This window comes from Pseudomonas delhiensis (assembly GCF_900187975.1).
Taxonomy (GTDB): domain Bacteria; phylum Pseudomonadota; class Gammaproteobacteria; order Pseudomonadales; family Pseudomonadaceae; genus Pseudomonas; species Pseudomonas delhiensis.
Genome location: NZ_FZPC01000040.1, coordinates 1 through 19,220 on the forward strand (window position 1 = coordinate 1; position 19,220 = coordinate 19,220).

The 19,220-nt window shown below is 68.9% G+C and carries 15 protein-coding genes and 2 pseudogenes; 7 read left to right on the top strand and 10 right to left on the bottom strand.

The annotated features are described in order from the left end of the window. From CHC02_RS26745 to CHC02_RS26765, 5 genes are all read right to left on the bottom strand, one after another. Nucleotides 1-506, bottom strand: a 506-nt coding sequence (locus CHC02_RS26745; RefSeq protein ID WP_089394422.1) for an electron transfer flavoprotein subunit beta/FixA family protein, incomplete at its 3' end; no start/stop codon positions are given. A 199-nt stretch (nt 507-705) separates the two neighbouring features. Then, a complete protein-coding gene (locus tag CHC02_RS26750; RefSeq protein WP_089394423.1) occupies nt 706-1,941 on the bottom strand; it encodes a CaiB/BaiF CoA transferase family protein in 1,236 nt (411 codons plus the stop codon). Nucleotides 1,942-1,963: 22 nt separating this feature from the next. Beyond that, entirely contained in the window at nt 1,964-3,166 is a 1,203-nt protein-coding gene (locus CHC02_RS26755) for a 3-oxoadipyl-CoA thiolase (RefSeq protein ID WP_089394424.1), read from the bottom strand. A 33-nt stretch (nt 3,167-3,199) separates the two neighbouring features. After that, nucleotides 3,200-4,729, bottom strand: a complete 1,530-nt coding sequence (locus tag CHC02_RS26760) for a 3-hydroxyacyl-CoA dehydrogenase (RefSeq protein WP_089394425.1) — start codon at nt 4,727-4,729, stop codon at nt 3,200-3,202. A gap of 3 nt (nt 4,730-4,732) precedes the next feature. Further along, nucleotides 4,733-5,518 (bottom strand): enoyl-CoA hydratase, encoded by a 786-nt coding sequence (locus tag CHC02_RS26765; protein WP_089394426.1) that lies wholly within the window; start codon nt 5,516-5,518, stop codon nt 4,733-4,735. A gap of 243 nt (nt 5,519-5,761) precedes the next feature. On the opposite strand from CHC02_RS26765, the gene CHC02_RS26770 reads away from it, so the two are divergent. From CHC02_RS26770 to CHC02_RS26780, 3 genes are all read left to right on the top strand, one after another. After that, on the top strand, nt 5,762-6,628 hold the full coding sequence (locus tag CHC02_RS26770) for an IclR family transcriptional regulator (protein ID WP_089394427.1): 867 nt from the start codon (nt 5,762-5,764) through the stop codon (nt 6,626-6,628). Nucleotides 6,629-6,687: 59 nt separating this feature from the next. Next, nucleotides 6,688-7,842: an acyl-CoA dehydrogenase family protein gene (locus tag CHC02_RS26775; RefSeq protein ID WP_089394428.1), complete on the top strand. Its 1,155-nt coding sequence runs from the start codon at nt 6,688-6,690 to the stop codon at nt 7,840-7,842. Between the two features lie 98 nt (nt 7,843-7,940). Next, nucleotides 7,941-9,212, top strand: coding sequence for an MFS transporter (locus CHC02_RS26780; RefSeq protein WP_089394429.1), 1,272 nt, complete (start codon nt 7,941-7,943; stop codon nt 9,210-9,212). Between the two features lie 90 nt (nt 9,213-9,302). On the opposite strand, the pseudogene CHC02_RS26785 reads toward CHC02_RS26780, so the two are convergent. Further along, nucleotides 9,303-10,046, bottom strand: a pseudogene (locus tag CHC02_RS26785) (extracellular solute-binding protein); the annotation flags it as partial. A 24-nt stretch (nt 10,047-10,070) separates the two neighbouring features. Here CHC02_RS26785 and CHC02_RS26790 point away from each other — a divergent pair. The 4 genes and pseudogenes from CHC02_RS26790 to CHC02_RS31015 form a co-directional block, all read left to right on the top strand. Continuing rightward, nucleotides 10,071-10,379 carry a LysR substrate-binding domain-containing protein gene (locus tag CHC02_RS26790; protein WP_425320253.1) on the top strand — a complete coding sequence of 103 codons (309 nt, stop codon included), beginning with the start codon at nt 10,071-10,073 and terminating at the stop codon, nt 10,377-10,379. Nucleotides 10,380-10,421: 42 nt separating this feature from the next. Continuing rightward, nucleotides 10,422-10,610 carry a hypothetical protein gene (locus tag CHC02_RS26795; protein WP_176450349.1) on the top strand — a complete coding sequence of 63 codons (189 nt, stop codon included), beginning with the start codon at nt 10,422-10,424 and terminating at the stop codon, nt 10,608-10,610. A 271-nt stretch (nt 10,611-10,881) separates the two neighbouring features. Continuing rightward, a complete protein-coding gene (locus tag CHC02_RS26800) occupies nt 10,882-12,054 on the top strand; it encodes an HD-GYP domain-containing protein (protein WP_244160978.1) in 1,173 nt (390 codons plus the stop codon). Nucleotides 12,055-12,250: 196 nt separating this feature from the next. Beyond that, a pseudogene (locus tag CHC02_RS31015) lies at nt 12,251-12,373 on the top strand (DUF932 domain-containing protein); the annotation flags it as partial. A gap of 76 nt (nt 12,374-12,449) precedes the next feature. On the opposite strand, the gene CHC02_RS26805 reads toward CHC02_RS31015, so the two are convergent. Genes CHC02_RS26805 through CHC02_RS26820 form a run of 4 tightly spaced genes read right to left on the bottom strand, consistent with a single transcriptional unit; the run spans nt 12,450 to nt 19,052 of the window. Beyond that, nucleotides 12,450-12,767, bottom strand: coding sequence for a DUF2149 domain-containing protein (locus CHC02_RS26805; RefSeq protein WP_089394431.1), 318 nt, complete (start codon nt 12,765-12,767; stop codon nt 12,450-12,452). Continuing rightward, a complete protein-coding gene (locus CHC02_RS26810) occupies nt 12,767-13,243 on the bottom strand; it encodes a MotA/TolQ/ExbB proton channel family protein (protein WP_089394432.1) in 477 nt (158 codons plus the stop codon). Before CHC02_RS26810 ends, CHC02_RS26805 begins: the two co-directional genes overlap by 1 nt. Then, entirely contained in the window at nt 13,240-17,091 is a 3,852-nt protein-coding gene (gene cobN / locus CHC02_RS26815) for a cobaltochelatase subunit CobN (RefSeq protein WP_089394433.1), read from the bottom strand. Before cobN ends, CHC02_RS26810 begins: the two co-directional genes overlap by 4 nt. Continuing rightward, complete coding sequence (locus CHC02_RS26820) at nt 17,091-19,052, bottom strand: TonB-dependent receptor domain-containing protein (RefSeq protein WP_089394434.1); 1,962 nt, start codon at nt 19,050-19,052, stop codon at nt 17,091-17,093. The genes cobN and CHC02_RS26820 overlap by 1 nt, the downstream gene beginning before the upstream one ends. Nucleotides 19,053-19,220 lie beyond the last annotated feature (168 nt).

The window sequence follows — 19,220 nt, forward strand, 5'->3', positions numbered from 1 at the left end:
TGCAGGCCGCCATCGATCTCACGGGTGACATTGACCTTGTCGCCAGCCACTTCGACCTTGGAGGCGAAGGTGCCCTGGGCGTAGCCGGTCAGCGCAGCCAGCATCTGGCCGGTCTGGTTGTTGTCGCTGTCGATGGCCTGCTTGCCGAGGATGACCAGCTGCGGCTGTTCCCGGTCGACCACGGCCTTGAGCAGCTTGGCGATGGCCAGGGAATTCAGTTCTTCGTTTCCCTCCACCTTGACAGCATCGACCAGGATGGCGCGGTCGGCGCCCAGGGCCAGGGCGGTGCGCAGTTGTTCCTGGGCGGTGCCGGGGCCGACCGAAACCACCACCACCTCACTGGCGACGCCCTTCTCCTTCAGGCGCACGGCCTCTTCCACGGCGATCTCGCAGAAGGGGTTCATGGCCATCTTCACGTTGGCGAGGTCGACGCCGGAGTTGTCCGCTTTCACCCGGACCTTCACGTTGTAATCGACCACGCGCTTTACCGCGACCACTACCTTCATTCGATTCTCCTCTTGGTTGCAGGTGCGTAGGGCGAATAACCGTTCGCGGTTATCCGCCGCTTGACCTTGGCTTGGTGACACGCCGGGCTTGGCCTCGGCAGCACCATGGTGGCGCGTCAGGCGCCCGGGGTTCGCGAGCAAGCTCGCTCCTACGAAGAGCAGGTGCGTCCCTGTAGGAGCGAGCTTGCTCGCGAACGCTTCACTCGCCGAGTTGCTCGATCACGCCCTTGGCCTTGAGCTCGGCCAGGCGCGCCTCGTCCAGCCCCAGCCGGCGCCTGAGCACTTCGTCGGTGTGCTCGCCGAGCATGGGCGCCGGGCGCTGGTACTGCACCGGCGTCTCGGACAGCTTGAGCGGGCTGCCGACCATCCGGAAGCCGGGGTTGAGAGCGTGGGGAATCTCCACCAGCATGTCCCGCGCCAGCACCTGCGGCTCCTCCAGGGCGCGGCCGATGTCGTTGATCACGCCGACCGGCACCTTGACCGCGTGGATGCGGGCGACCCAGTTGTCGGCGCTGTCCTTGCGGAAGTGCTCGGCCAGCTGGCCGACGATGGCCTCGCGGTTGCGCACGCGGTCGGCGTTGCGGGCGAAGCGCGGGTCCCTGGGCAGCTCGGGCAGGCCGATGGCGTCGCACAGGGCGACGAACTGGCTGTCGTTGCCGCAGGCGATGATGAAGTCCCGGTCGCTGCCGGAGAACACCTGGTACGGCACGATGTTGACGTGGGCGTTGCCCTGGCGCCCCGGCGAGCGGCCGGTGGCGAGGTAGTTCTGGCTCTGGTTGCCGAGCATGGCCACCTGCACGTCCAGCAGGGCCATGTCGCAGTGCTGGCCGCGGCCGGTCTTCTCCCGCGCCAGCAGCGCGGCCTGGATGGCGACCACCGAGTACAGCCCGGTCATCACGTCGGACACCGCCACGCCGACCTTCTGCGGGCCGGCGCCGGGCACCCCGTCCTTCTCGCCGGTGATGCTCATCAGCCCGCCCATGCCCTGGATGATGAAGTCGTAGCCGGGCTCCTCGGCGCGCGGCCCGGTCTGGCCGAAGCCGGTGATGGAGCAGTACACCAGGCGCGGGTTGAGCTGCGACAGGCTCGCGTAGTCCAGCCCGTACTTGGCCAGCGAGCCGGCCTTGTAGTTCTCGATCAGCACGTCGCACTCGCCGGCCAGCGCGCGCACCAGCGCCTGGCCCTCGGGGGTGGCCAGGTTCAGCGCCACCGACAGCTTGTTGCGGTTGGTCGACTGGTAGTACGACGCCTCGGGGCTGTCCGCGCCGTCCGCCGCCTTCATGTAGGGCGGGCCCCAGCCGCGGGTGTCGTCGCCCACGCCGGGCCGTTCGATCTTGATCACCTCCGCGCCCAGGTCGGCCAGTATCTGGCCGCACCAGGGGCCGGCCAGGACACGGCTGAGGTCGAGTACGCGGTATCCGCTCAAAGCACCCATCTTCATATCCTCACTGGCGCGTTCACACGCGCTCGATAACCATGGCGAGCCCCTGGCCCACGCCGATGCACAGGCTGACCACCGCATAGCGTTGACCACTGCGCTGCAGTTGTCGCGCCGCGCTCAGCGCCAGCCGCGCGCCGGAAGCCCCCAGCGGGTGGCCGACGGCGATGGCGCCGCCGTTGGGGTTGACCCGCGGGTCGTCGAAGGCCACCCCCAGGCCGCTCAGGCAACCGAGCACCTGGGCGGCGAAGGCCTCGTTGATCTCGATGATGTCCATGTCGGCGAGGCCCAGGCCGGCGCGCGCCAGCGCCTTGTTGATCGCCTCGACCGGGCCGACGCCCATGATGCGCGGCGCCACCCCAACCGCCGCGGCGGAAAGTATCCGCGCCAGCGGCTGGAGCCCATGGCGTTCGCCGGCGGCCGCGGAGCCGATCAGCAGAGCGGCCGCGCCATCGTTCACCCCCGAGGCATTGCCGGCGGTGACCACGCCGCCCTCGAACAGCGGCTTCAGGCGCGCCAGCGCGGCTTCGTCGGAGTCCGGGCGCGGGTGCTCGTCCTGCTCGATCACCTTCGGCGGCGTCTTGCGCCCGGTGGGCACGCTCACCGGGACGATCTCGCCGGCGAAGAAGCCCGCCTGGCGGGCCGCCTCGTAGCGCGCCTGGGACGCCGCGGCGAAGCGGTCGGCCTGCTCGCGGCCGATGGCGTATTCGCGGGCCACGTTGTCGCCGGTCTGCGGCATGCTGTCGTTGCCGAACTCGGCGACGATCCGCGGGTTCGGGAAGCGCGCGCCTATGGTGCTGTCGAACACCGCCAGGTCGCGGCTGTAGGCCGCCTCGGCCTTGGCCATGACGAAGGGCGCGCGGGACATGCTCTCGACGCCGCCGGCGACGAACAGCTCGCCCTCGCCGCAGGTCACCGCCCGCGCGGCGTCGATGACCGCGGCCAGGCCGCTGGCGCACAGGCGGTTGACCGTCTGGCCCGGCACCGTCACCGGCAGCCCGGCCAGCAGCGCGGCATGGCGCGCGACGTTGCGGCTGTCCTCGCCGGCCTGGTTGGTGTTGCCGAGGATCACGTCCTCGATGGCGTCGCCCGGCACGCCGTGGCGGGCGAGCAGTTCACGGATGACGTGGGCCGCCAGGTCGTCCGGGCGCACCGGCGCCAGGGCCCCGGCATGGCGGCCGAAGGGGGTGCGCAGGCCGGCGTAGATAAAGGCGTTGAGCATGGAAGTCTCCTTGGATCGGGTGGGCGCCGGGCCTCAGCCCAGCGCGGGCTCGGCATGGCGCAGCGACAGCCCCAGCGCGGCGCGGCGGCGCAGCCAGGGGCCGGGGCGGTAGCGGGCATCGCCGGTCAGTTCGGTCATGCGTTCCAGTATCGTCAGCAGCCGCGCGGCGCCGACGCCGTCGCCCCAGGCCAGCGGCCCCTGCGGGTAGCCCAGGCCGCGGCGCACGCCCTCGTCCAGGTCGTCGACGCTGGCGATGCGCTGCTGGACGATGTCGCCGGCCAGGTTGACGATCAGCGCCAGCACGCGCTGGGCGACGAAGCCGACGCTGTCGTTGATCAGCGTGACGCCCACGCCATCGGCGGCCAGCAGCGCATGGGCGGCATCGCGCATGGCCGGGGCGGTCGCCGGGTTCTGCATCAGGCAGCGGTGGCGCTGCAGGTCGAGCAGCGGGTCGATGCACAGGGTGCGCGCCGGGTCGGTGCCGAAACGCAGGCTCGCAGTGGTCGCGTCTATGCCGTAGGGGGCCAGTAGGCAGAGGGCCTCGCTGCTCGGCGCGTTGCCCTGCTCCAGGCGCGTGCCCAATTTTTCCAGCAGCGCGGCCAGCCGCTGGCGATCCTCGTCGTTCTCGGCGCCGAGCCACACCGGCGGCAGCGCCGCCACCCGCGGCACCGGCTGCGGCGCCGGCGGGTCGATCATCCGGCCGTCCTCGTAGCGGTAGAAGCCGCGGCCCACCTTGCGCCCCACGAAGCCGGCCTCGAGCATCCGCCGGGTGAGCGCCGCGGGCCGGTAGCGCGGCTCCTGGTAGAACTGGTTGTAGATGGACTCGATCACCGGGTGCGAGACGTCCAGCGCGGTCAGGTCGAACAGCTCCAGCGGCCCCATGCGGAAGCCCAGGCCCTCGCGCAGGATGCGGTCGATGTCGGCCGGCTCGGCGATGCCTTCCTTGAGCATCTGCAGCGCCTCGGTGCTGTAGGCGCGCCCGGCGTGGTTGATGATGAAGCCGGGGGTGTCCTTGGCGCGGATGCCGCGGTGGCCCATGCGCGCGGCGAGCGCCTGCAGGCGGTCGCCCACCTGCGGGTCGCTGGCCAGGCCGTCGATCACCTCGACCACCTTCATCAGCGGCACCGGGTTGAAGAAGTGGAAGCCCGCCACCCGCTCGGGGTGCTTGCAGCCACGGGCGATGCTGGTGACCGACAGCGACGAGGTGTTGGTCGCCAGGATGCAGTCGGCGGCGACCACCGCCTCCAGCTCGGCCAGCAGCGCCTGCTTGGCGTCCAGGCGTTCGACGATGGCCTCGACCACCAGCTCGGCGTCGGCCAGCTCGGCCAGGGAGCCGGCGACCAGCAGGCGGGCCATAGTGGCATCGGCTTCCTCGGCGCTGATCTTGCCCTTCTCCGCCAGCTTGCCGAGGGTGCGCCCGAGGGTGTCGCGCGCGGCCTGCGCCGCGCCCTCGCGGGCGTCGAAGAGTTTCACCCGGATGCCGGCCTGGGCGGCGATCTGGGCGATGCCGCCGCCCATCACGCCGGTGCCGACGATGGCCATGCATTGGATTTCACGCGTCATGGGTCATTCCCCCTGGAAGCTGGCTTGGCGTTTTTCGAGGAAGGCGGCGGCGCCCTCCTTCTGGTCCCTGGAATCGAACAGCAGCTGGAAGGCCTTGCGCTCCAGGGCCAGCGCGCTGTCCAGCGGCAGGTCGGCGCCGGCGAGCATCACCTCCTTGATCTGCGCCACGGCCAGCGGCGGCAGCGCGGCGATCTCGGCGGCCAGCGCCAGGGCGCGCGGCAGGGTCTGCGCGTCGCCCACCACCTCGCTGACCATGCCCATCGCCAGGGCCTCCGGCGCCTTGACCAGGCAACCGGTCAGGGCCAGGCGCATGGCCTGGAACTTGCCCACCGCGCGGATCAGCCGCTGGGTGCCGCCGGCGCCGGGCATCAGGCCGAGCTTCACCTCCGGCTGGCCGAAGCGCGCCGACTCACCGGCGACGATGATGTCGCAGTGCATGGCCAGCTCGCAGCCGCCGCCCAGGGCGAAGCCGTTCACCGCCGCGATCACCGGCTTGGGGCAGCGGCCGATGGCCTCCCACAGCAGCTCGGTGTGCCGGCGGTACATCTCGATAGGGCTGGCCTGGGCGAACTCGCGGATGTCCGCGCCCGCCACGAAGCATTCCTCGCCCCCGGTCAGGACGATGGCCCGCACCTGGCCGTCGTCGGCCAGCGCGCGGAAGTGCTCGGCCAGTTGCTGGCGCACGGCGGCGTTGAGGGCGTTGCGGGCTTCGGGGCGGTCGATGCGGACCACCGCCACGCCATCGGCCTGGAGGGTTCGGTGGACCACGCTGGGGTGCTGGGTGCTCATGCTCGTTTGGGCCTCAGTATTGTTTCGCCTGACGAAACTACATTCCGTATTTCAAATTAATCATAGTGATCATCGCTCGACGCTGTAAACGGCATCCGTTCGGATAAGTTATTTTTAACTTTAAAAACAATAAGTTGATAAATATCTCAGCGACAATTTTACGCAGACCGGAAAACCCTTTATAATTTCGTCTGACGAAACTGAATTTTATTTTATTGATTTTCTCGGAAAAGGGGTTCTACCATGCGCCGCAACAAGACGGAGCTGGATTCGGCTGCGCCGACGAAAAACGAAGGTGAGATCGGCCTGTTGGAACGGGGGATGTTCGACCCCGCCACGGCACTGAGCGAGGAGGAGAACAGCGGCCAGTTCGTCACGGCCCTGGCTCGCGGCCTGGAAATCCTGCGTTGCTTCACGCCACGGGAAAACGTGCTGAGCAACCAGGACCTGGCGCGCAAGACCAGCCTGCCCAAGCCGACCGTGACGCGCCTGACCAACACCCTGATGCGCCTGGGCTGCCTCAAGCGCGAGGTGCACTCGGGCAAGTACCAGCTGGACGTCGGCGTGCTGGGCTTCGGCTACGCGATGCTGTCGAACCTGTCGATCCGCGCGGTGGCCCACCCGCTGATGGAGGAACTGGCCAACCACGCCCAGGCGGCAGTGGCCATGGCCGCCCGCGACCGCCTGCAGATGGTGTACCTGGACGTGGTCCAGGGCCAGGGGAACATGACGATGCGCCGGCAGATCGGCAGCTACCTGCCGCTGGCGGTGAGCTCGGTGGGCCGCGCGTGCCTGGCGGCGATGCCGGAGAACGAACGGGAGTTCCTGCTCGACCACATCCGCGAGCGCGAACCGGAACACTGGCCGGCCATCCGCAAGGGCCTGGACCGCGCCTTCAGGGACTTCACCGACTACGGCTACTGCCTGTCGATCGGTGAATGGCACCGCGACGTCAACTCCGTCGCCGTGCCCTTGGTACATCCGCAGTACGGGCTGCTGGCCTTCAACTGCGGCGGACCGAGCTTCCAGCTGCCACGCGAGAAGCTCGAGGACGACGTCGGGCCCCGCCTGATCAACATGGTCAACAACATAGGCGCCGCCGCTCGCTGATGCTCGGGTGACGGTGCCCTGCCAGACAGGCCCGCCCGGCGGGCCCTTGAGGAGAGCACATGATCCGAGACGCAGAGACGCTGCAGATACTTCTGGATTCCATCCACCAGTTCGTCGACGAGGTGCTGATACCGCGCGAGAACGAAGTCGCGGAAACCGACGCCATTCCCCGGGACATCGTCGAGCAGATGCGCGAGATGGGCCTGTTCGGCCTGACCATCCCCGAGGAGTTCGGCGGCCTGGGCGTCACCATGGAAGAAGAGGTGAACATCACCTTCGAACTGGGGCGCACCTCCCCCGCCTTCCGCTCCTACATCGGCACCAACAACGGCATCGGCTCCATCGGCATCCTGATCGACGGCACGCCGGAGCAGAAGAGCCACTACCTGCCCAGGCTCGCCAGCGGCGAGCTGCTCAGCTCGTTCTGCCTGACCGAGCCGGACGCCGGCTCCGACGCCGCCTCGCTGAAGACCAGCGCGGTGCGCGAGGGCGACCACTACGTGCTCAACGGCACCAAGCGCTTCATCACCAACGCCCCGCACGCCGGCATCTACACCGTGATGGCGCGCACCAACCCCGAGATCAAGGGCGCCGGCGGCATCAGCGCGTTCATCGTCGAGCGCGGCACCCCGGGCATCTCCCTGGGCAAGCCGGACCACAAAATGGGCCAGAAGGGCGCGCACACCAGCGACGTCATCTTCGACAACGTGCGCGTGCCGGCCAGCCAGCTGATCGGCGGCGTCGAGGGCGTGGGCTTCAAGACCGCCATGAAGGTGCTCGACAAGGGCCGCCTGCACATCGCCGCGCTCAGCGTCGGCGCCGCCGAGCGCATGCTCGACGACGCCCTGCGCTACGCCCTGGAGCGCAAGCAGTTCGGCAAGCCGATCGCCGAGTTCCAGCTGATCCAGGCGATGCTCGCCGACAGCAAGGCGGAAATCTACGCCGCCCGCTGCATGGTGCTGGACGCCGCGCGCAAGCGCGACGAAGGCCGCAACGTCAGCACCGAGGCCTCCTGCGCCAAGATGTTCGCCACCGAGATGTGCGGCCGCGTCGCCGACCGCTGCGTGCAGATCCACGGCGGCGCCGGCTACGTCAGCGAGTACGCCATCGAGCGCTTCTACCGCGACGTGCGGCTGTTCCGCATCTACGAAGGCACCACGCAGATCCAGCAGGTGGTCATCGCCCGCAACATGATCCGCGAGGCCACGCACTGAAGACCCCTCGCCGCCCTGCCCCGCCGGGCGGCGAGCCGCAGGCTTACCGACGGGCCGGAAGCGCCGGCCCACGAATAAATACAACAGGTAGTTCGCCCATGGAAACCACTGCTTCGACCACCCAAGCGACCACCCAGAGCAAGACCTGGGTGATCGTGTTCCTGTTCTGCTTCATCGGCCTGCTGATCGACGGCGCCGACCTCATGCTGCTGTCCTACAGCCTCACCAGCCTGAAGGCCGAGTTCGGCCTGAGCAACGTCCAGGCCGGCAGCCTGGGCAGCTTCACCCTGGCCGGCATGGCCATCGGCGGCATCTACGGCGGCTGGGCGTGCGACCGCTTCGGCCGGGTGCGCACCGTGGTCTGGACCATCGTCCTGTTCTCCGTCGGCACCGCCATGCTGGGCCTGACCCACAGCTACTGGCAGTTCGCCGCGGCGCGCTTCGTCGCCTCCCTGGGCCTGGGCGCGCTCTACGTCGCCTGCAACACCCTGATGGCCGAATACGTGCCCACCAAATACCGCACCACGGTGCTGGGCACCCTGCAGGCGGGCTGGTCGGTGGGCTACATCGTCGCCACGCTGCTGGCCGGCTGGATCCTGCCGAGCTACGGCTGGCGCTACCTGTTCTACGTCGCGATCATCCCGGTCGTGCTGGCGGTGGCCATGCGCCGCCTGGTGCCGGAGCCGGCCGCCTGGACAGAAGCCCAGGCCGAGCGCAAGCGGCGCAAGGCCATGGGCCTGCAGGAAGTCGCCGAGAAGAAGCCCGAAGGCGCGTTCCGCATGATCTTCGGCGACCGCCGCGCCCGCAGCATGTTCATCTTCTGGTCGCTGACGGCGGGCTTCCTGCAGTTCGGCTACTACGGCGTGAACAACTGGCTGCCCTCCTACCTGGAAACCGAGATGGGCATGAACTTCAAGTCCATGACCGCCTACCTGGTGGGCACCTACGCGGCGATGATCCTCGGCAAGGTCCTGGCCGGCGTCGCCTCGGACTGGCTGGGCCGGCGCAAGGTGTTCGCCTTCGGAGCCCTGGGTACTGCGGTGTTCCTGCCGGTGATCGTGCTCTACCACAGCCCCGAGGCGATTCTCTGGATGCTGGTGGTGTTCGGCTTCCTCTACGGCATCCCCTACGGCGTCAACGCCACCTACATGACCGAGAGCTTCGCCGCCCGCTACCGCGGCACCGCCGTGGGCGGCGCCTACAACATCGGCCGCGTCGGCGCGGCCATCGCCCCGGCGGCCATCGGCTTCCTGGCCACCCAGGTGTCCATCGGCGCGGGCTTCCTGGTCATGGGCGCCGCCTACTTCGTCTGCGGCATCATTCCCGCCCTGCTGATCCGCGACAAGCAGTTCGACCCGCAGAGCGAGTGACCTGTGAAAGGCCCGGCGCCGCAACGGCGCCGGGCCCCATAGTTACGACCTGGCCCTGGTCCGGCCCGCCGGGAGGGGCCTGGCGCCCCGTCACTTGCCGCTGGTCACCCGCGTCCACAGCCGCGTGCTCAGGCGCATGCCGGCCGGCGACAGGGTCTGGATCGGGAACAGGCTGTCGAGGACTTCCTTCGGCGGGTATACCGCCGGGCTGTCGCGCAGCGCCGGGTCGACGTACTGCAGCGCGGCGGCGTTGCCGTTGGGGTATTTCACCGCGTTGCTGATGTTGGCGATCACCTTGGGCTCGAGCAGGTAGTTCATGTAGGCGTTGGCGTTGGCCAGGTGCGGCGCGTCCCTGGGGATCACCACGGTGTCGATCGCCACGGTGGAGCCCTCGCGCGGGATGCTGTAGCCCAGGTTCATGCCGTTCCCCGCCTGGTGCGCGCTGCCCATGGCCTGCAGCACGTCGCCGCTGAAGCCGATGGCCACGCAGATGTTGCCGTTGGCCAGGTCGCTGACGTACTTGGACTGGTGGAAGTAGCGGATGTAGGGGCGGATGACCAGCAGCGCCGCCTCGGCCTTCTTCAGGTCCTCGGGGTTCTGGCTGTGCGGGTCCAGGCCCAGGACCTTGAGGGTGATGGAGACGATCTGCGTCGGGTTGTCGAGGAAGGCCACGCCGCACTGGCTGAGCTTCTTGATGTTCTGCGGGTCGAACAGCAACTGCCAGGACTGGGTCACGTCGGTGTTGCCGAAGATGGCCTTGACCTTGTCGGCGTTGTAGCCGATGCCCACCGCCACCCACATGTAGGGGATCGCGTACTGGTTGCCCGGGTCGCTGGCCGCCACGAATGGACGCTCTGGCTGCAGGCCCAGCAGGACCGGGCCGAGCGCAGCTACAAGCACATCCTCCTCAACCTCGACGACCTGGCGCTGGACGCCGCGGCCCGGGGCCTGGGCGTGGCCATGACCGACAAGGTCCTGGCCCACGACGCCCTGGCGCGCGGCGACCTGGTCGTCCCCTTCGGCGAGGCCCTGCGAACCGGCGGCGTGTACGCGCTCTGGCTACGCGACAGCGGCGCGAAACATCCCGCGTGCCAGGCCGTGCTGAACTGGTTCGAGGAGCAGCTCGAACAGACGACGGGGCAGGCGCAGGGGGATCGGGCCGGCTGACCCGGCCCCTCGCTGCGCCAGGTCGCGCGTACCGGGCCCTGGATGCACAACGGCCTGTTCGGCGACCTGCGCGGCATCCTCAACATGTACAGCGCCGGGATGTTCCACCCGCTGCCGACGGCCCGGCAGAAGGACGACCCGCTGTTCCCGAAGACCTCGCCACTGCTCAGACCCTTGCAACTGGATGCGCAGGAGCTGCAGGCATTGCTGGATTTTCTCCAGGCGTTGTAGGGCACGCGGCCTATGTGCCCTGCGCCCAGTTGGGCGTCCTCGTATACAACGCGACATGCCGCCTTATCGAACACCGGCTTGCGCTCCTTCCATATGAATCAGAAAAAAGCCTTGAAACGCTTTGCAAAAACAGAAAACAAGAAATCCATTCCACTGATGCGGATCAATGAAGCCGGCAAAAGTAATGTCATATTGACATTATCCGTAAAGAAAACTGCACAGAGAACAACGATTGCGTGCCAAAGACAGAGTAAGGATCGATGTTTGTGAATTGACCGTCGGAATGTATGTGCTGGAGCTCGACGAGTCCTGGGAAAACACCCCGTTTCTGTTCCGTGGTTTCCAGATCAGGACCATGAAGGAGCTGGAGCGGATCAGGCAGATAGCGAACCATGCCTGGGTCGAGGCCCGGTCCCTGCCCGAGGGCCCCTCCGGGGACGCCGACGCAGCGCTCGTGCCGCTCATCGGCAAGGTGGACTTCAGGCAGGAGATAGAGCAGGCACAGCAGACCTGGGGCGAAGCGCTGGAGGTTTCCCGGGGCCTGCTGGACGCGGTGCGCCTGGGCCAGGCCCTGGACATCCCCGGGGTCAGGCGAACCATCGAGGGGTGCGTCGAGAGCATCCTGCGCAACCCCGCGGCAATGCTCTGGCTCACCCAGATCAGGAACAAGGACGACTACACCGCCGAGCACTCGCTGAGAACGGCCATCTATGCGATTTCCCTGGGCCGCAGGCTCGACATGCTGCCCCGGGAACTGGTCGACATCGGCATGTGCGGCATGCTCCACGACCTCGGCAAAATCAAGGTTCCGCTGCCGATACTCACCAAGAACGGCCGGCTGTCCGCGGACGAATACCTGATCATGCAGACCCATGCCGACAGCGGCCGCAAGTTGCTCATGAGCACCACCGACGTGCCACCGGCGGCCGTCGATGCCGCCTACTGCCACCATGAGCGCCTGGACGGCAGCGGCTACCCCCGGGGCCTGCGGCACGACAAGATCCCGCAAGTGGCGAAGCTGGTGGCGATAGTCGACGCCTACGATGCCATCACCAGCGACCGGGTCTACAGCAAGGGGCGCTCCAGCCTGGAAGCGCTGCGGATAGTATTCGATGCAGCCGGCACGCACTTCGACGAGGAGATGGTCGCGCACTTCGTCAAACTCATCGGCATCTACCCGCCGGGGGAAATAGCCGAACTGAGCAACGGCGAAGTCGGCATCATCATCGGCTGCCCACCCGGCAACAAGCTCAAGCCCAGGCTGCTGAGAGTGCTGGACGCCGACAAACGCCCCTGCCGGGAGCGGGTCATCGACCTGGCGACGAACCCGAAGGACGACCAGGGAAAACCCTACTACCTCTATCTGGTCCACCCCAGCGGCGCCTTCGGCATCGACATCGAGCATTACCGCAAGAAGGGCCTCATCGTTCCCGGGAACCTCTAGCCAAGTACAGATGGCGTGACGGCTCCGCATCAGGCTGCACAGGTCAGGGTCGGTACCGCCAGTGGTGGCAAGCGCCGACCCGACATGCATCAGCTCGGCCGAGTTCGTCACCGAGAAACCCCAGGAAGATCTACATCCGCCACGGCTTCAATCGCGAAGCCGGCGAAATAGCGGGAGCTTCGGAGCGCGCTCCGACTTGCCGGGCTGTCGCTTTTCCCCGAGACAGTCGCTGGAGGTCTGGCAGCGCGAAGCCGGCATGGACTGGCAGATCCAGGAAAGCCCGGTCCATTTCAAGGCAGACGCAGTTGGTCATCTGGGCAGAGCGAAGTTAAATACCCACATTGACAGCAAGAACCTTCAGAGGGCACCCGCAGGTAGCGGGCGGTGGGGAGGGGTCACCGTGCAGCATCTTCCGGCACGTAGATCATCCGCCCGTCGGCCAGGCGGTAGGTCACGCCGGCGCGGGTGCCCTGGCCTTCGCCGATCTCGCCGCTGGCCTCGTAGCGCTTCAGCTCCTTGCCCTCCTTGACCAGCAGGCGCATGTCCGCCTCCCCGGGGTTCTCGACCACCACCACCTTGTCCTGGCTAAACGGGTTGAGCGGGTTCTGCACGATCACGATCAGCAGGATGCCGATCACCACCAGGAACAGGTCGATCAGGTTGACCATCGAGAGGATGGGGTCGTCCGCCTCGTCGTGTTCGAGAAAGCGCATCAGTTGCCCTCCTGCGCGCGCTCGACGGCCCGCAGTTCCTGGAGCAGCCAGCGGCGGCGCACGGTGAGGACGAAGAAGGTGATGCTGGCGCTGACCAGGGCGAGGATCACCGCGGAAAACGCCACTACCAGGTTCTCGCCGATGCCCTGCGCATCGTTGCGGGTCAGCGCCAGCAGGGCCGGCCCCATGGGGATCATGGTCGCCACCAGGCCGAGCATCGGCGTGCTGCGCGAGGTCACGCGCAGCCATTCCAGGCGCTGCATGATCCACAGTTCGAGGTCGTCGCTGTTGCCGCCGTGGGCTCTCTGCCAGGCCGCCAGGCGCGACTGGTAGCGCCCGCTGCGGCGCTGCCAGGCTTCCACGGCGAAGCCGCCGAGGGCGATGAAGGCGTAGGCCAGCGCGGCCAGGATCAGCAGCAGCACCGGCAGCAGGAACAGGCGCGTCAGTTCGTAAAGGCTGGTTTCCAGGGCATTCATGGGCGGTTTTCCATCAAACGGCGGTTGATAACGACTTGCCGGCCGGCGCCGACGATAAACAGGACCAGTAGCAGCGCCAAGGCCAGGCGGATGCTCGCGTCCGGCTCGCCCCCCTGGGGCGGCGCGACCTCTTCGAGCACGCGGCCGCTGACCGCCTCGGCGGCACCGGCGGCCGTGGCGCCATCGGCCGGCGCCGTGGCGGCGGACTCGCCGAAGCCGGCGGCCATCTGCTCGATGAAGGCCCGGGTCGTCGCTTCGCTCCCCTGCCCCGCGCCGGCGGCGGCCAGTCGTTGCCAGCGCTCCGCCAGTTCGCGGCGGGTCTGCTCGCTGGCATCCCAGTAGCCCTTGCGGATGGCCTCGGCCAGGCGCTCGATGATCTGCGCCTGGGCCCTCGGGTTGTGCTGCTGGAACCATTCGGCGAGGCCGAGCTGGCGGCGGTCCATGACGAAGGTGTCGTGCAGCGCCTGCCACTGGTCGGCACGGACCATGCTGCGGTCCGCCGCCTGCCAGCCCCACAGGTTGTTGGCCAGGTCGAGCATTTCCAGGCTGCCGGCGTAGCCTTCGCGCTGCATGGCGCTGATCCATTGCGGGTTGAGGTAGCGCCCGCGCAGCTCGTTGGCGAGGAATTGCGCCGCGCCCGTGGTTCGCGGCTCGCGCTGGCGCAGGTCGGCGATGTACAACGCCGGGCTGGCGCCGTCCAGGTGGCGGACGGCCAGCGACAGGCCGCCGAGGAACTCGAACGGATGGTCGCTGGCGAGCACGCCGTTGAGCGTCGAGGAGCGCGACAGGATCGCCGCCTGCACGCCCTTCAGCTGTTCGGCGAACAGGTTGCCGCCGTCCAGCTTCACGCCCCAGTCGCGGCTGCCGTAGGCGTACTGCAGGCGGCCGAGGAACTGCTCGGCGAGGGCCGAATCGTCGTCCCAGCGGGTGGAGTCCAGGGCCAGTTGCGGCAGGCCGGTGCCATAATCGCCCGGCGCGTTGCCGAACAGGCGAAGGCGCGACAGCCGCTGCGCCATGTCTGGCGCCACGCCCTGCTCGCGCAGGCGCCGTTCCAGCGCGCGGCTGTTGGCGGCCAGCGGGTTGCCCGGCTCGTCCAGGCTGGCCAGGCGCTCGATGGCCTGCGCGAGCAGGCGCATGAAGCCGTCGAACTGGTCGCGGTAGACGCTGGTCACCTGCAGCACCACGTCCACCCGCGGCCGGCCCAGCTCCGCCGCCGGCACGATGTCCAGCGCCAGCAGGCGGCCGCCCGCATCCCAGCGCGGGCGCAGGCCGAGGGCGTGCAGCACCTCGCTTTCGACGATACCCAGGTGGCGCATGGTTTCCGAGGACCAGAGGCTGAAGGCGAGCTTGTCCGGCGCCTGGCCCTGGTGCTCCGCCCGGTAGTTCTCCAGCAGCTGGCGGAACGCCTCGTCGCCGGCCTCGTAGGCGGCCCGGGTCGGTACCTTGTCCGCTTCGAAGGCATAGAGGTTGCGTCCGCTGGGCACCCCGGGGTTGCGGATCGGATCGCCGCCGGGGCCCGGCGCCACGAAGCGCCCGGCCAGGCCGGCGAGCAGCGCCTCGAGTTCGCCGGTCTCGCCGAGCTGGCGGTCCAGCGCCCGTGCCCGCAGCAACTGCTCGCGCAGGCGCGGGTCGGCGACCGCGCCAATATCGCCATCCTCGCGCAGGTAGCGCTGCAGGGTGCGGTAGGCGCGGTTTTCCTGCAGGGCCTTGAAGTCGCGGGCGAACAGCTCGTTGGGGTCGAGGCCGAGTGCCCGGTAGTAGGGCTCGCCCAGTTGCTGCATCACGGTGCTCAGGCGCAGCTCCGGCGCCGCGGCGACGCCGAAGGTGTGCAGGCCCAGCGGCATGGCCGCTCCGGCAAGCCCGTGCAGGTGGTCGTGGAGCTGCGCGAGGAACGCGGGGAATTCCTGGCGCATCGCCTCCTCGCTCCAGCCCAGGTCGTCCTGCAGGTGCGAGGCCAGCACCGCGGCGCGGATCTGCTCGGCGCTGCGCTCACGCACGGCGCCCTCGTCCAGTTGCTGGTACTCGTGGATCAGGTGGTGCAGGTCGCGCAGTTCGTCGTACAGGCCCGCCGGGGCGAAGGACGGTGTCTGGTGGCTGACGATGACCGCGCGCCCGCGCCGGCGCGCCTGGATCGCCTCGCCGACGTTGTCCTGGATGTACGGATAGAACACCGGCAGATCGCCGAGCACGCGCATGGGGTAGTCACCCGCGGCCAGCCCGCGGTCCTTGCCGGGCAGCCATTCCTGGGTGCCATGGGTGCCGAAGTGGATCAGCGCATCGGCGGCGAAGCCCTCGCGCACGAACTGGTAGGCCGCCAGGTAGAGGTGGTCCGGCGGCACCGCGCTGTCGTGGTAGGCCTCGCCCGGGCGGCCGGCGCGCGGCGGCTGCGGCAGCAGCAGGAGGTTGCCCAGGCGTGCCGCCGGGAACAGGAAGCGCCGCTGGCCGTCGATCTCGCGCAAGGCCCAGTGCTTGCCGGGCTCGCCCCAGCGCTGGCGCAACTGTTCGCGCAACGGGGCCGGCAAGGCATCGTACCAGCGCAGGTAGGCGTCCAGCGGCAGGCTCGCCGCCAGGCCGTCGCGGTACAGCGCATCGAGGGTGTCCGGGCGGTAGTAGCCGCCGAGCAGGCGCTGCGCCGTGTCGATCAGCGCGGCCTCCGAGGTTGCCGGCACCTGGTAGCCGGCCCCGTGCAGCGCCTCGCTCAGCCTGGCCAGGCTGGCCGGTACGTTGAGATGCGAGGCGGCGATGTTCTTCTCGCCCTCGGGGTGGTTCCAGAACATCAGCGCCAGGTGCTTCTGCGCCGTCGGCAGGCGGCGCAGCCGCACCAGGCGGTCGAGCTTGCCGAGCAGGGCCTCGGCCTGCCCCGCCATCAGCTTCGGCTCGCCGTGTTCCAGGGCGCTGATCACCAGGGGGTCGCTCATGCCCCAGGTTTCCGGCACGCCGAGGAAGGCCGCCGCGGTGCGCGGCGGAATCCCGCTGGCGGCGGCGAGCCAGTCGGCCTCGCTGCCGTCGCGGTAGCCGAGGGTCTGCAGTACCGGGACGTCCAGGGCGAGGAACTCGGCGCGCCGGGCCGGGCCGTTCTGCAGGTGCTGCAGGTTGACCAGCGCCTGGATGCCGGCCCCGGCGAACGACCGTGTCAGCGCTTGCGCGTCGCCGTCGTCGAACCACAGCGCCAGGGGCGCCTGGCCATGCCGCTCGCTGCGGCGCAGCAGTTCGTCGATGGCTGCGGTCTGGGCGTCGGCGATGGCGCTGCGCGGGATCACGAAGGCGATCCGCGGCGCGTCCTTTGCCCAGCGTGGCGTGGCCCAGGCCAGGTAGTCGGCGAGGTTGGCGAACGGCGCCGGCGCATCGGGGTGGTAGAAGCCCGTTTGCGGCAGGCGCTGCGGCGCCGGCACGGCATCGGTCGGCAGCCCGGCGTGCTGGCGCTGGAGCAGTTCGAACAGGTGGCGCAGGTTGGCCTCGCCGCCATTGGCGTAGTAGCCGACCAGCCGCTCCGCCAGGGGCGCCGGCAGGTTGCCGAAGCCCGGCGCGCCGCCGCCGACGCGGATCCAGGGCAACGGCCGGCGCTGCAACAGGTCGCCCAGCGCCTGCTCGACCTGCGCCCGGTCGCCGGGGCGCGGGGTATCGAGGATCAGCAGGTCGGCCCCGTCCAGCCAGCGGGCATCCGGTTCGCCGCCCTCGCCCAGGCGCAGGCCTTGCAGCTGCACGCCGGCGTCGCGGGCCCAGCCCGCCAGGCGCTGGTGCTTGCCCGGCAGCACGAAGTCGCTGCTGAGCACGCGTACCTGCGCCGGCTCCGCCCAGGCGCCGGCGCACCCCATCAGGGCACAGCAGAACATCAGCAGGCGGCGCATCAGAAGCTCGCCACCAGGCCGATGTGGAAGCTGCGCCCCGCCTCGGCGTAGGTGAAGTTTTCGTTCTGCTCGGCCAGGCGTTCGTCGCCGAGGTTCTCGATGCCGCCGCGCAGCGTCAGGTTGTCGCTGAGCTTCTGGTTCAGGTCCAGGTGCCAGAGGCTGTAGGCCGGCAAGGCGTAGCCGACGTTGCTGCTGTAGGCCACCTGGCTGCCGACGTACTCCGTGCGCAGCTGTGCGCTGAAGCGCGCGTTCGGCGTCCATTTCAGCAGGCTGTTGGCGAGGTGCCGGGAACGGTCGCCGAGACGCTGGCCGACGGTCTGGTTGCGCGCGTCCAGGTAGGTGTAGTTGAGTTCCCAGCGCAGGCCGGCCGGCAGGTCGATGCCGCCGCCCAGCTCGATGCCGCGGATGCGCGCCTTCTCGACGTTCTCGTAGTTGCGCACCTCGGCGCCGCGCACGCCGCAGCGCGACACGCAGACGGTCTGGATCAGGTCGCGCACGTCGTTCTCGAACAGCGTGCCCTTCAGCGACCAGCCCTCCCCTTCGTAGTCCGCGCCCAGCTCGTAGGAGGTGTTGGTCTCCGGCTTCAGGTCGGGGTTGCCGTAGATGGTGAAGCGGCCTCCCCCACCCACCGCCGCGTATTCCGGCGACAGCTGCTTCAGGCTCGGCGCCTTGTAGCCGCGGCCGACGCCGGCGCGCAGGCTGAGCGCATCGGAGTAGTGGTGCAGCAGGTACAGGCGCGGGCTGCTCTCCCAGCCGAACGCCTCGTGCTTGTCGAAGCGGCTGCCGAGGGTCAGCGACCAGTCGGGGGCGAAGGCGATCTCGTCCTGCAGGAACAGCGCCTTGTGCCGCGCGCTTTCATCGCCGGCAGCGTTCACCGTGCTGTCCTCCAGCTGCTCCTTGCGCCATTCGCCGCCCAGGCTGAACAGGTGCCAGTCGAACGCCGGCACGCTCACATGGCCATCCACCACCGTATCGGTCAGGCGCTGCGGGTCGCTGGCCGGTTGGGCGTCGGAGCGCGCGTTGTGCCGCTCCAGGCGGTTGCGGTAGGCGCGCAGCTGGCTGCTGCCCCAGTCCCACTCGCCGCTGTGGGCGAGCGACCACTGCTCGCGCTCGATCCGGTCGCGGGACTCGTAGTAGCTCGAACGCGCCCCGCCGGTCTCGCTGTTGCGCCAGCGCCGCTCGCGGCCGCGCTGATGGCCGAGGTCGATGCGCTGGGCCTCGTCCGGCGTCCAGCTCAGGTTCAGGCCGCCGCTGTCGGCGTTGCGCCCTTCCAGCTCGGACAGGCGCCGATTGTCGGCATCCGGCGTCTCCTGCTGGCGGCGCGTCTCGCCGTTCAGGCTGAGCCCCAGCTTGCCGGGCACCAGCGGCCCCGCGACATAGGCGCCGAGCTGGTGGTTCTGCCCACCCAGGCCATCCTCGCGCACGCCGCCGTCGAGCAGGCCGCTGCCGTGCCAGGCATCGGTCGCCCGGCGGGTGATGACGTTCACCACGCCGCCCAGCGCCTCGGAGCCGTACAGCGACGACATCGGCCCGCGCACGACCTCGATGCGCTCGATGCTTTCCACCGGCACCCAGCCCAGGTCGAAGTCCGAGTGCGCGATGGCGCCGGACGAGGACGCGATGCGCTTGCCGTCCACCAGCACCAGCGTGTGTTCGCTGGGCATGCCGCGGATGCTGATGCCCCGCCGTTCCAGGCCGATGCCGTTGAACTGCAGGCTTTCCGAGCCACGCAGGGCTTCCTGCAGGTCGCGCACCGGCCGTTGCTGCAGCGCTTCGGCGGTGACCACGGAAACGCTGGCCGGCGCGTCCCTGAGCTTGCGTTCGGTCGTGGTGGCGCTGACCACCGTGGGCTCGAGGTCGACCGGCGCGGCCATGGCCAGCCAGGGGAAGAGGCAGACGAGCGGCATGGAACGGGCCAGCCGCGGTGAAGGGGAATGGCACGAGTAGGGAGTCGGGGTCATGGTCTGGAAGGTATTGGAGGGATTGATTGAGATGTTATAACGTAACACATAAATAAATCCATCAAAGTACGCAGGGAGCGTCGCCGGACACTCGGCCACTCGCTACCGCAGCATCAGGTCACGCTTCCAGTGCCGGCTGCCCTCGCGATAGCCCAGACAGGCATAACT